This is a genomic window from Micromonospora endolithica, assembly GCF_003626595.1.
In the GTDB taxonomy this organism is placed as follows: Bacteria; Actinomycetota; Actinomycetes; order Mycobacteriales; family Micromonosporaceae; genus Micromonospora; species Micromonospora endolithica.
The window spans coordinates 481,206-493,841 of record NZ_RBAK01000004.1 but is presented as its reverse complement, the minus strand read 5'-3'; the positions used below and the strand labels follow the sequence as shown (position 1 = coordinate 493,841).

At 73.9% G+C, this 12,636-nt stretch carries 9 protein-coding genes and 1 pseudogene; 6 read left to right on the top strand and 4 right to left on the bottom strand.

The window, feature by feature from the left end; all coding sequences use genetic code 11:
* Nucleotide 1 precedes the first annotated feature (1 nt).
* Entirely contained in the window at nucleotides 2-982 is a 981-nt protein-coding gene (locus D7223_RS14070; protein WP_120728814.1) for a zinc-dependent alcohol dehydrogenase, read from the bottom strand.
* 168 nt (nucleotides 983-1,150) lie between these two features.
* Between D7223_RS14070 and D7223_RS14065 the strand changes: the two genes are divergently transcribed.
* The 3 genes from D7223_RS14065 (at nucleotide 1,151) to D7223_RS14055 (ending at nucleotide 3,040) form a co-directional block, all read left to right on the top strand.
* Nucleotides 1,151-1,909 carry a hypothetical protein gene (locus tag D7223_RS14065; protein ID WP_120728813.1) on the top strand — a complete coding sequence of 253 codons (759 nt, stop codon included), beginning with the start codon at nucleotides 1,151-1,153 and terminating at the stop codon, nucleotides 1,907-1,909.
* Nucleotides 1,910-1,974: 65 nt separating this feature from the next.
* Nucleotides 1,975-2,541, top strand: coding sequence for a DUF6529 family protein (locus D7223_RS14060; RefSeq protein ID WP_120728911.1), 567 nt, complete (start codon nucleotides 1,975-1,977; stop codon nucleotides 2,539-2,541).
* A gap of 22 nt (nucleotides 2,542-2,563) precedes the next feature.
* Nucleotides 2,564-3,040, top strand: a complete 477-nt coding sequence (locus D7223_RS14055) for a Rieske (2Fe-2S) protein (RefSeq protein ID WP_120728812.1) — start codon at nucleotides 2,564-2,566, stop codon at nucleotides 3,038-3,040.
* 63 nt (nucleotides 3,041-3,103) lie between these two features.
* Here D7223_RS14055 and D7223_RS34260 read toward each other — a convergent pair whose 3' ends face one another.
* A complete protein-coding gene (locus D7223_RS34260; protein ID WP_120728811.1) occupies nucleotides 3,104-7,939 on the bottom strand; it encodes a choice-of-anchor A family protein in 4,836 nt (1,611 codons plus the stop codon).
* Nucleotides 7,940-8,174: 235 nt separating this feature from the next.
* Here D7223_RS34260 and D7223_RS14045 point away from each other — a divergent pair, with 235 nt between their 5' ends.
* Both D7223_RS14045 and D7223_RS14040 read left to right on the top strand, forming a co-directional pair.
* On the top strand, nucleotides 8,175-9,656 hold the full coding sequence (locus D7223_RS14045; protein WP_202864644.1) for a DivIVA domain-containing protein: 1,482 nt from the start codon (nucleotides 8,175-8,177) through the stop codon (nucleotides 9,654-9,656).
* A gap of 49 nt (nucleotides 9,657-9,705) precedes the next feature.
* Nucleotides 9,706-10,098 (top strand): VOC family protein, encoded by a 393-nt coding sequence (locus D7223_RS14040; protein WP_120728810.1) that lies wholly within the window; start codon nucleotides 9,706-9,708, stop codon nucleotides 10,096-10,098.
* On the opposite strand, the pseudogene D7223_RS14035 reads toward D7223_RS14040, so the two are convergent.
* A pseudogene (locus tag D7223_RS14035) lies at nucleotides 10,023-11,017 on the bottom strand (AraC family transcriptional regulator). The gene D7223_RS14040 and the pseudogene D7223_RS14035 overlap by 76 nt on opposite strands.
* A gap of 220 nt (nucleotides 11,018-11,237) precedes the next feature.
* Between D7223_RS14035 and D7223_RS14030 the strand changes: the two are divergent.
* Entirely contained in the window at nucleotides 11,238-11,696 is a 459-nt protein-coding gene (locus D7223_RS14030) for an anthrone oxygenase family protein (RefSeq protein WP_120728809.1), read from the top strand.
* 72 nt (nucleotides 11,697-11,768) lie between these two features.
* Here the strand turns inward: D7223_RS14030 and D7223_RS14025 are convergent, their stop codons facing one another.
* Nucleotides 11,769-12,593, bottom strand: a complete 825-nt coding sequence (locus D7223_RS14025; protein WP_120728808.1) for an SDR family oxidoreductase — start codon at nucleotides 12,591-12,593, stop codon at nucleotides 11,769-11,771.
* Nucleotides 12,594-12,636: the final 43 nt, after the last annotated feature.

The window sequence follows — 12,636 nt, the reverse complement described above, 5'->3', positions numbered from 1 at the left end:
CTCACTCCCCCTCGTAGCTGATGCGGTGGCAGAGCGCGGACAGGTCGCCCGCGTGCAGTCGGGCCAGCACGTCGGGCAGTTCCGCGAAGCGGGACTCCCCGGTGACCAGCGCGTCGAAGACCGGATCGGCGAGCAGGTCCAGCGCCAACGCCAGGCGGTCGTCGAAGCTCCTGGTGGCCCGCCGGGCCGGGGCCACCGTACCCACCTGGCTGGCCCGCACGCTCAGCCGTCGGGAGTGGAACGCGCCACCCAGGGCCACCGTGACCGGACGGTCGCCGTACCAGCTCAGCTCGAGCACGGTGCCCTCGGGCGCGAGCAGGTCCAGGGCGCGTCGCAGCCCGGCGGAGCTGGCGCTGGCGTGCACCACCAGGTCCCGATCGCCGGTGGCGGCCTCCGGAGCGGCGAAGTCCACGCCCAGGGCGGCGGCGACGGCGGCACGGGCCGGATCCACGTCGACCAGTTCGACCCGGACCCCGGGGAAGCGGGCCAGCAGCGCGGCGACCGCGCAACCGACCATCCCCGCCCCGATGACCGTCACCCGGTCGCCGACCAGGGGCGGGGCGTCCCAGAGCGCGTTGACCGCCGTCTCGACCGTGCCGGCCAGCACCGCGCGGGCGGCCGGAACCTGATCCGGTACGACGGTCACGGCGGCGGCCGGCACCACGTAGGCGGTCTGGTGCGGGTACAGGCAGAACACCGTCCGCCCACGCAGCCGCGCCGGGCCCCGCTCGACCACGCCGACGTTGAGGTAGCCGTACTTGACCGGGGCCGGGAAGTCGCCCTCCTGGAACGGCGCACGCATCGCGGCGTGCTGGTCGGTGGGCACGTGACCGCCGAAGACCAGCGTCTCGGTGCCCCGGCTGACCGCCGAGAAGCGGGTCCGCACCAGCACCTCGTCCGGTCCCGGTGTCGGCAGTGACACCGACCGGATCTCGCCGAGGCCGGGCGTACGCAGCCAGAACGCGCGGGCGTCGCGGGTCACCGCTCCTCCACTTCCGCGTCCGCTGTCCGGACGGCTGTCGTCGCTCTGCACGGTCAGGAGTTGTCGATCATAGACACGGTGTCCCGGCGGCCCCGGTTCGAAACGTCCGGCACACCGTTTGAACGACCCGGCCCCGCCACCCGTACGTTCGGAGGAAGGGAGATGCCCATGAAGCGGATGACCCCGATGCTCACGCTGCTGACCGGGAGCGCGCTGGCGGCCGTGCTGTTCACCATGAGCGCCCAGGCCGCCCCACCGGCGCCGCAGTTCCGAGCCGGCGCGCCGGCCGCGCCCGCGTCGCCCGACGCGCCGTCGCCGGGAGCCGAGCCGGACGGGCCGGCGCCGACCGGCGAGGCGGCCGACCCGGGTGCGCAGCCGGGAGTGCAGCCGGGCGCCACCCCGCCGGCACCGTCCGAGCCGGCGGCCCCGCCGCCGTCGGGCCCACCCTCGGTCGACGGCACCTGGACCGGGCGCCTCGACGGCGGCGCCACCATCGCCCTGACCGTCCGGGGCGACCGGGCGACCGCGTACGTCTGCGACGGCCGGAGCCTGGAGATCTGGGTGCGCGGCACCGTGACCGGGGGTGTTCTGGACCTCTCCGGCGCGGACGGCGCGACGCTGACCGGGCGGATCGCCGGTGACCGGGCCACCGGCGAGGTGACCTCCGGCGGGCGGACGTGGGCGTTCACCGCCACCGCGACCGGCGGGGACGCGCCGGCGCTCTACCGGGCCACCGCGCAGGTCCGGGACGCCGGGATCGACGGTGGGTGGATCCTGCTGCCCGACGGCACGCAGACCGGGGTGGTGACCTGGAACGGCCGGCCGGTGTCGGCACCACCGCTGGACCCGGCGTTCGGCACCACCATCGTCGACGGTGTCCGGATCACCGCCGAGCCGGTCGTGCCGGGCGCCGGGACCGGTGGGTGATGGCCGAGCACCGCCGCGGCGGGCCGCGGGCCACCATCGATGCCGGGCCGACGGTACGGGTGGAGATGCTGCCCGACCCCTTCGCCGATCCGGTCCCGTCCCGGGTTCCCCGGGCGTCGCTGCTGGTGCCGCTGCTGGTCGGTGCGGGTGTGACGGTGGCCCTGGGGGTCTACGGCCGCACCCACCCGCCGACCGGAATCGCGGTGAACCTGGCCGGCTTCTCCGGCCCGCAGACGGTCAAGGTGTGGCTGGGCACCGGCGCGGCGTTCTTCGCGGTCGTCCAGGTGCTCTCCGCGCTGGCCATGTGGGGCCGGCTGGGCGGGTTCGCGCCGTCCTGGGCCGGCGCCGCGCACCGCTGGTCGGGACGGGTCGCGTTCCTGCTGACCGTGCCGGTGGCGGTGCACTGCCTGTACGCGTTGGGCTTCGCCGACGCGGACCTGCGGACCCTGCTGCACTCGGCGCTGGGCTGCTTCTTCTTCGGGGTGTTCACCACCAAGATGCTCGCCCTGCCGAAGCCGGGCCTGGCCGGCTGGGTGCTGCCGGTGGTCGGCGGTGTCGTGTTCACCGCGCTCATCGGCGTGTGGCTGACCTCGTCGGTCTGGTACTTCACGACGTTCGGCGTGCACCGGTGACGCGCCGCGGAAGGGACCTCGGATGAGCGACGACCCGCGGACCGGCCGACCGTGCCGGCGGGCGGTCCTGGCCGGCTCCGGCGCGGTGGGCGTCACCGCGCTGCTGGCCGGCTGCCAGACGTACGGGGCGGCGTCCGCACCCGCCCCGGCGGCTCCCCCGCCGGCCGCCGGCGGCGCACCGGGCGACGCCTCGGCACCGGCCGACGGGGAGACCGCGGCGCTGGCCCGGGTGGCCGACGTCCCGGTCGGCGGTGGACGCATCCTCGCCGACCAGGGGATCGTGCTGACCCAGCCGGCGGCCGGCACCATCAAGGCGTTCTCCGCCCGCTGCACCCACCAGGGCTGCACCGTCACGTCGGTCGACGACGGCACGATCGTCTGCGCCTGCCACAACAGCGTCTTCGACATCGCCGACGGCTCGGTCCGCGGCGGCCCGGCCAAGCAGCCGCTGCCGGAGACTCCGGTGGCCGTCGACGGCGACACCATCCGCCTCGCCTGAGGTGTAAGGAAGGGCCCCTTCTTACCGTCTCCGGTAGAGAAGGGGCCCCTTCTTAACAACCGGTCACCCGGTCGGCGTACGGCGTCGTCGGGCGACGACCACCAGCGCCGTGCCGAGCAGCAGGATCAGCAGCGCGACGCCGGTCAGCGGCCCGACCAGCGATTCACCGGTCACCGGGAGCTTGCCCTTGACCGGGATGGTGAGGGTCGACTCCGGCGCCACCGGGGCCGGCCCGGACGGCGGCCGGCCGGTCGCCGTGGCGGTGTTGGTGATCGAGCCGCGGTGCACGTCGGCCTTGGACACCTTGTACACGGCCTCGCAGGTGACGGCGGCGCCGGCGGCGAGCGTGACACTCCCGTTGGGCACCCGGTCCGGCCCGCAGGTGATCGGGCCGAGGTTGGCCGGGTCGGCCGGCGCGGCCAGCCGGTCGGTCACGGTGACGCCGGTCAGCGTCACCGTCCCGGTGTTCGTCACCAGGAACCGGTACGGCACGTGCTCGCCGACCCGGTGCACGACCGTGGTCGGGGAGGACTTGGCGACACTGATCGCGGCCCCCTCGGTCGCGGTGACCGTCGCCGAGGACGGTCCGGACCTCGGCGGGTCCAGCGGGGGCGCTCCGGGCACGTCCGGGGGCGTGCCGGTGGCCACGGCGGTGTTGGTGACCCGCCCGGCGTCGACGTCTGACGCCGTCACGGTGTACGTCGCGGTGCACGTGGTGCTCCCGCCCGGCGCCAGGTCCACCGTGCCGTTGGGCACCGGCGGGGTGCCGCAGGTGATCGCCGACGGCTTCCCGCTGCCGGAGAAGGCGGTCTCCTCGACGGTCACGTCGTCCAGCGTGGTGTTGCCGGTGTTCGTCACGACGAACCGGTAGGTGACCGTCTCACCGGCGCGGGACACGACGGTCGGGGTGACCGACTTGGCCAGCGCGATCGACGGCTTCAGGACCGGGAGGTCGAACGGCGACGGTGGGGACACCGGCTTCGGCCCGGTCGGCGGGGTGCCGGTCGCGGTCGCCACGTCGAGCAGGGACGACTGGGCGTAGTCGCTCTCCGAGACGGTGTACGTCGCGCGGCACCGGATGGACTCACCCGGGGCCAGGGTGACCGACCCGTTCGGCACGTTCTCCGGGCCGCAGAGGATCGGCGACAGGTTCCCCCGCTGCGCGGGCGGCAGCAGCGTGTCGTTCACGGTGACCCCGGTCAGCGTGAACCCGCCGGTGTTGACGACCAGGTAGGTGAACGGCACCTGCTGGCCGGGCTCGGTGATGCCGGTGGTGGTGGAGGACTTGACCACGTGGATGCCGGCTTCCAGGCCGGCCTCCGGGATGGTCAGGGTGGACGGTTCCGAGACGACCGGGTCGCCGCCGCCGGGTGGGGTGCCGCGCGCGGTGGCGGTGTCGGTGACGCCGCCGTTGTCCAGGTCGGCCTGGGTGACCGTGTACGTCGCCGTGCACGTCGTGCTCGCTCCGGGCGCGAGGGTGGTCTGCGCGCAGGTGATCGGGCCCAGGTTCGCGTTCGACGACGGCGGGGTCTGCACGTCGGTGATCGTGACCCCGGTCAGCGTCAATCCACCGGTGTTGACCACGTGGAACAGGTACGGCACCTGCTGCCCGACGGCGCTGATGACGGTGGTGGTGGAGTGCTTCACCACCGCGATCGCGGCGGTCACGTCGCCGTCCGGGATGGTCAGGGTGGACGGCTCGGACACGACCGGGTCGCCGCCGCCGGGTGGGGTGCCGCGCGCGGTGGCGGTGTCGGTGACGCCGCCGTTGTCCAGGTCGGCCTGGGTGACCGTGTACGTCGCCGTGCAGGTGGTCTGGACGCCGGGCGCGAGGGTGGTCTGCGCGCAGGTGATCGGGCCCAGGTCCGCGTTCGACGACGGCGGGGTCTGCACGTCGGTGACCGCGACGCCGGTCAGGGTCAGGGCGCCGGTGTTCACCACGTGGAACCGGTAGGGCACCTCCTGGCCGACCGTGGTGACCGTGGTCGTCGTGGAGGACTTGACCAGCGCGATGGCGGCGGTCACCGGGCCGTTCGGAATGGTCAGCTCCGAGGGTGCGGACTCGACGGGCTCACCGCGCGGTGGGGTGCCGCGCGCGGTGGCGGTGTCGGTGACGCCGCCGTTGTCCAGGTCGGCCTGGCTGACCGTGTACGTCGCCGTGCACGTCGTGCTCGCTCCGGGCGCCAGGGTGGTCTGCGGGCAGGTGATCGGGCCCAGGTCCGCGTTCGACGACGGCGGCGTCTGCACGTCGGTCACCGCGACCCCGGTCAGCGTCAGGCCGCCGGTGTTGACCACCAGGAACTCGTACGGCACCTGCTGCCCCACCGCGGAGATGCCGGTGGTGGTGGCGGACTTCACCACCGCGACGGCGGCGGTCACCGGACCGTCCGGGATGGTCAGCGAGGACGGCGGCGACACGACCGGGGCACCGCCGCCGGGCGGGGTGCCGCGCGCGGTGGCCGTGTTCGAGACCGCACCGTTGTCCAGGTCGGCCTGGCTGACCGTGTACGTCGCCGTACACGTGGTGCGCGCCCCCGGCGCGAGGGTGGTCTGCGCGCAGGTGATCGGCCCCAGGTCCGCGTTCGACGACGGCGGCGTCTGCACGTCGGTCACCGCGACCCCGGTCAGCGTCAGCCCACCCGTGTTCACCACGTGGAACCGGTACGGCACCTCCTGGCCCACGGTGGTGATCTCGATGGTGGTCGAGGTCTTCACCACGTCGATCGAGGCGGTGATGTCGGAGTCGGGAATGGTCAGCGACGACGGCGGCGAGACCACCGGCGCGCCGGTGGGCGGGGTGCCCCGCGCGGTGGCCGTGTTGGTCACGCCTCCGTTGTCCAGGTCCGCCTGGGTGACCGTGTACGTCGCGGTGCAGATGGTGCTCGCGCCCGGCGCGAGGGTGGTCTGCGCGCAGGTGATCGGCCCCAGGTCCGCGTTCGACGACGGCGGCGTCTGCACGTCGGTCACCGCGACCCCGGTCAGCGTCAACCCACCCGTGTTCACCACGTCGAACCGGTACGGCACCTGCTGCCCGACCGCGGTGATGCCGGTGGTGGTCGAGGACTTCGTGACCCGGATCGAGGCGGTGATGTCGGAGTCGGGAATGGTCAGCGACGACGGCGGCGAGACCACCGGCGCGCCGGTGGGCGGGGTGCCCCGCGCGGTGGCCGTGTTGGTCACGCCTCCGTTGTCCAGGTCCGCCTGGGTGACCGTGTACGTCGCCGTGCACGTGGTGCTCGCCCCCGGAGACAGAGTGGTCTGGGCGCAGGTGATCGGCCCCAGGTCCGCGTTCGACGACGGCGGCGTCTGCACGTCGGTCACCGCGACCCCGGTCAGCGTCAACCCACCGGTGTTGATCACGTCGAACCGGTACGGCACCTGTTGCCCGACGCTGCCGATGGTGGTCGTGGTGGAGGACTTGGTGACCCGGATCGCCGCGGTCAGCGCGGCGGCGGGGATGGTCAGCTGGGCCGGGTCGGATTCGACCGTCGTCCCGCCGGGCGGGGTGCCCCGCGCGGTCGCGGTGTCGCGCAGGGATCCGTTGTCCAGGTCCGCCTGGGTGACCGTGTAGGTGGCCGTGCAGACGGTCTGGGCGCCGGGCGCCAGGGTCGTCTGCGGGCAGGTGATCGGGCCCAGGTTCGCGTTCGACGACGGCGGCGTCTGCACGTCGGTAACGGCGATCGCCTCCAACGGGACCCCGCCGGTGTTGACCACGTGGAAGCGGTACGGCACCTGCTGGCCGACGGTGGTGATCTCGGTGGTGGTCGAGGACTTCACCAGGTCGATGCTGGCGGTGGTGGCTCCCTGGCAGGCCAGGGTGGTGCTGAACGGGAAGTAGTGCATCTCGCCGCCCCGGTGTTCGAACGTCCGGGTGATGACGCTGCCCTCGGTGTTGGTCGCGGACAGGTCGACGTGGTCGGCGTTCGGGGCGTACAGGCTGCCCTCGACCGTGCGCGCCTGCGGGGTGAGGGTGAGACGGGTGGCGGTCGGGAAGTTGAACAGTATGTATCGGGCCTGCTCGCCGCCGATGCCGGCGAAGTTGGGGGCGTTCCAGGAGAAGTTGTCGCCGACCCCGCTGGTGTCCACGTTCACCAGCAGCGGGGTGCTGGCCGTCGGCTGGCTGGCGAAGGTGAGGATGGAGATGTTGTTCAGGTCGGTCGCGCTGATGTCCAGCACGTTGGTGACGCCGGGGGTCAGCGAGACGACGGCGTTGCTGCCCGGTGGGATCGGACGGGGCAGCACGTCACCGTTGGGCGTCCGGAGGACCACCGTGTTCTCGCAGGTCGCGAGTTCCGCCGAGGTGCTGCGGAAGCTCTGGTACGCGGCGGCGAAGTTGAGCGGCGAGGTCGGGCCGACGCTGTCGACCGGCTGCCGGGTGGTCAGTTCCACCCGCGGCGTCGCGTCGTAGTTGTTCGTCGGCAGGATGCGGGTGTTGACCTGGGCGCCGTTGTTGTCGGTGTTCCGCACGAACGTGCCGGTCAGGTTGCCCACCTTGGCGTAACCACTGGAGAGCACCTGGAGCCGGGTACCGGGGACGCTGCCGGCGAAGTCGACCCGTCCGCCGACGACCAGGGCGCTGGGGCGTGCGTCGCCGGGCACCACGAACGAGCCGGCGGTGTTGTTGGCGAGTTGGTAGTTGCCGAAGGCGAGGTTGCCGCCGACGGCCATCGTCCCCTCGTTCTCGGACTCGATGACGGTCGCGTCGCCCTCGGTCATGACACCGAAGCTCTGCGCGGGGGCGACCGGGTTGACCGGTCCGACCCCGACGGATACCGCGGTGAGGTCCCAGCCGCCCGGGCGGGCGGGCGGGACCGCCGAGCCGCCAGCCACCAGCACCCCGGCGGCCGCCACCCCGGCGAGCCACCTCCGCGCCGGGCCACCCCAGAATGAACTACGCATTTTGCCCCCGTATGTCCGTATTAGCGACGGAAGCGTAACGGCTCGGCGGTGTCCTCCCGGGCGGAATGCCGTAACAGCCCGGATCGAGGGCCGTCCAGACCGGACCGGGGCGTCGCGGGACGGGCCGGACGCGCCCTATGATCCCCGGATCCCCGGCGGTAGCGTGTCGCCACGTCCTGTCCCGGGGTGGTTCCGCCGCCGGCAGGGCGCCGGCGATCGTACGGAGGATGGGTGCATGTCCCACAGCGACGAGCCGTTCGCGGCCCGCGACGACGTCAGGTCGCGGCCGAGCTTTGACACGACGCTGCGCGGCTACGAGAGACGGCAGGTTGACCGCTATCTCGATCAGCTCGACGACGAACGGTCGACGCTGACCGTGGAGCGGGACCGGGCGGTCGAGCGGTTGCGGACGCTGACCACCGAGTACCAGCGGCTCGAAGCCGAGACGGCCGAACTGCGGGACCGGCCGGCGCGGGTCGACCGTGCCTCCTTCCGCGATCTCGGCCCGATGGTCGAGGAGATCCTCGCCCTGGCCGAGCGGCAGGCCGAACTCATCGGCGAGACCGCCGGCCAGCGCGCCGCCGCGTTGCAGGCCGAGGCGGAGGCGGCGCTGGCCGGTGCCCGCGCGGAGGCCGACCGGACGACGCGCGAGTTCGAGGAGGACCTCGCCGCGCGCCGGGCCCAGCAGCAGAAGGTGGACGAGGAACGGCGGGCCGCCGTGCAGGCCGAACTGGCGGAGGTCCGGGCGGCGGCCGAACAGCTCCGCGAGGCCGGCGAGGCCGCCCACGAGCGGGCCCGCCTGGAGGCCAACCGGATCGAGGAGCAGAGCGCCCAGCGGGTGGAGCAGGCCCGCGCCGAGGCGGAAGCGTTCCTGACCTCCGCGCGTACCCAGATCCAGCAGGAGGTCCAGGCCGCGCGGACCCGGACGCAGGAGGAACTGACCCGCTGGCAGGCCACGGTGGAACGCGAGCTGAACGACCGGCGGGCCGCCACCGAGCAGGAGATCGGCGAGCAGCGCACGGTGGCCGAGCGGGAGCTGACCGTGCAGCGTACGGCGGCCGAGCAGGAGATCGCGACGTTGATCGCCGAGGCCCAGCAGTACGCGGCCAAGGTGCGCCAGCACGCCGAGGAGCAGGCCGCCACGCACCAGCAGCAGCTCTCCACCGTGCAGCAGGGCATCCGGGACCGCCGGGAGACGCTGACCCGCCTGCAGTCCGAGTTGGACACCGCCCAGCAGCAGCTGGAGCAGGTTCGGCAGGAGGGCGACACCACCGAGCGCGAGATGGTGCAGGTGCAGCAGCGCCTGCACCGGACCCGGCAGGAGCTGACCGAGGAGCTGCACCGGCTGGACGAGGCGCGCCGCTCGGCCGAGTCCGCCGAGAAGCACGCCAAGGAGGTCCGCGCCCGGGTCAAGCGGGAGGCGAAGCGGGTGGCCGACCTGGCCGCCGCGGCGGTGATGGCGGCGGCCGCGGGCGGCGGCGAGACCGCGGAGTACCCGCAGGTCGCGGCACGCACCGAGCCGGCCGGCGGCTCCGACTCCGAGCGCGACGGCGCGCACCGCTCACCGGATGCGACGCCGGAGACACCGGAGACGCCCGCCGGGTCGGCGACCGCCGAGGTGGCGACCGCCGACCCGGCTGAGGCCGCCGAGGTCCCGGCGGCGACCGGGGAGCGGTCCGTCGAGGCGGCCGAGACGCCGGTGCCTGCCGGCCGTTGACGGAACCCGCCACGGCTGGCGGGCCGGGCCTGACCGTAGGCTCGGGCGTGTGCTCAGACTCGGGGTGGTCGTCATCGGGGTGTCCGACGCGGAGCGCGCGGCCGGGTTCTACGCGCGGGCGTTGGGCTACCGGCGGTACCCGCTGGACCGGGTGGAGGACGGCTTCGTGGTCCTCGCCCCGCCGGACGGCGGTCCGTTGCTCGCCCTCGACGAGGTGGGCGGCCCACCGGCCGACCGTCCCCGCGTCCACCTGGACCTGCACGCGCCGGACGCCGAGGCGATGCACGCCGAGGTGGAGCGGCTGGTGACGCTGGGCGCCCGCCGGGTGGACTGGGACGGCTACCCGACCGACCCGGCGGCGCACAACTACGACGCGTACGTGGTGCTGGCCGACCCGGAGGGCAACCTCTTCTGCGTCGTGGACGACACCCGGGCCCCCTGAGCGCGGTGCTCCTGCGGGCTCATCCCGCGTACCCGCTTGAAGGCGGTGCTCAACGCGAACGCGCTGCCGTAGCCGACCTGCCGGGCCACCGCCGCCACCGTCGCGTCGCCCGCCCGCAGCAGGTCGGCGGCGAGGTCCAGCCGCAGACTGGTCAGGTAGGTCATCGGGCCCTCGCCGAGCAGGGCGGTGAAGCGGCGGGCCAGCGCCGCGCGGGAGATGCCGACCCGGGCCGCCAGGTCCACCACCGTCCACGGGTACGCCGGGTCGGCGTGCAGGAGGCGGAGCGCCGGCCCGACCACGGGGTCGTGCTGGGCGTGGTACCAACCGGCGACCGGCATGTCGGCGGCGGACAGCCAGGAGCGCAGGACGCTCATCAGGAGCAGGTCCAGCAGCCGGTCGAGGATCAACTCCTGGCCCGGCTCCTCCCGGGCCAGCTGCCGGGTCAGCAGTTCGACCAGGGGTGCGTCCGCGGCGTCGGTGGTGTGGGTCAGCACCGGAGGCAGCAACCGCAGCAGCCGCCGGCTCACCTCGCTGTCGACCTGGTATGTCCCGCTGAGCATGACGGTGTCGCCGCCCTCGTCCCCCCAGCTGCGTACGCCCAGTCGCATCGCCTCGGCCAGGTCCCGCCCCTGCGGTGTGGTGCACCGCTGTCCGGGATGGACGACGACCCGCACCGGACGGCCCGGTTCGTCGGCGAGCGTGTAGTGCTCCGGGCCGCGCAGCAGGGCGGCGTCGCCGGGCACGATCCGCACCGGGCGACCCCCGTCGGGCAGGATCCAGGCATGCCCGCGGATCATCGTCACCAGGGACAGCGGGGCGCCGTCCTCGATGCGTACCGACCAGGGTGGGGTGAGCACCGAGCGGAGCAGGAAGGCCCCCGCGCCCGGGGCTGGTCGAGCAGCGCGGCGAGGGCGTCCATCCGCCCATGCTAAGCGGGTGAGGTCGACCCGACGCGTCATGAGTCGCGTCTTCCCGAGATCGGTCAACGCCGGCAAGCGGTCGTGCCCGGCGCGTCCGCACCACGCGACGTCCGCGTATGCGGGCGAGTCCCACGGCCATGGCCGAGTACGGGGACGGTCGCCTAGCGTACTGCTCGATCGCGGCCCGACGGCGGGCGGCGCACGGGTTTCGGAGGCGGCATGGCGACGGCGGCACTGGTCATCGCGGCGGTGACCACGGGTCTGATGGCGGGCCTGTTCTTCGCGTTCTCGGTGGCGGTCATGCCGGCACTGGCCGCGCTGGACGACGCCACCTTCGTCCGGGTCATGCGGGAGATCAACCGGGTCATCCAGAACGGACTGTTCGGGTTGGTCTTCCTCGGCGCCCTGGTGGCCGCCGGTGCCGCGCTCGGATGGCACCTCGACCGACCCGGCGTCCGGGGCTGGGTGCTGGCCGGGTTCGTCGGCTACCTGGCCACGCTGGTGATCACCTTCGCGGGGAACATCCCGCTGAACAACCGCCTGGACCGGGCGGACCCGGCCGATCCCCGGGCGGCCCGGCACGGCTTCGAGCGGCCGTGGCGGCGCTGGCACACCGTACGTACGCTGGCCTGCGTGGTCGCCGTGACCTGCCTCTGCGTGGCGCTGTCGGCGGTCTGATCCGCCGATCACCCGCGGCCCGGTGCCGGCACCGGGTGCGGTGCCGGCACCGGGCCGGGAGATGCCTCCGGGTCAGTTCCAGACGCCGGCGGCGGCGGTGTCGCGGGCGTAGTCGCGGAAGTCGCGGCCCTCCCGGCCCAGCGCGCGCCGGATCCCGTCGGCCAGGTGGGCGTTGCGCCCGTCGAGGATGGTGCCGAACAGGTCGACGAACTCCGCCGGCAGGTCGTGTTCGCGCAGGACGGCGGCGTACCGCGCGGCGGTCACCGGCTCGTACCTGACCTCGCGGCCGGTGGCCCGGCTGATCTCCGCCGCCACCTCGTGGAAGGTGAGCAGGCGGGGGCCGGTCAGCTCGTACACCTCGCCGGCGTGTCCGTCCCCGGTGAGCGCGGCGACGACGACGTCGGCGATGTCGTCGGCGTCCACGAACGGCTCCGCGGCGTCGCCCGCGGGCAGCACGATCCGCCCCGCCCGCACCGGGTCGACCAGGAAGTTCTCGCTGAAGTTCTGGTGGAACCAGCTCGCCCGGACCACCGTGCAGGCGGCACCGGCCGCCCGCACCGCCTCCTCCCCGGCGTACGCGCCCGGCTCGCCGCGACCGGAGAGCAGGACCAGTCGGGAGACCCCGTGGCTGACGGCCAGCTTGGCGAAGGCGCCGACCGTGTCGGCGGCGCCGGGGAAACCGAGATCCGGCTGGTAGCAGAGGTAGGCGGCCCCGGCGCCGTCCACGACGGGAGCCCAGGTGTCCCGGTCGTTCCAGTCGAAGGGAACCGGGGCGGATCGGGAGCCGGCCCGGACGGGTAGCCCCCGCGCCGTGAGTCGCTCCGCCACCCGGCGGCCGGTCCGGCCGGTGGCGCCGAGGACGAGCACGGGGCTGGTCGGTACTGCGTTGTCGGTCATGCCACCAGTACAGTCGCGGGCCGGCGCGGCGACCATCGCTCGA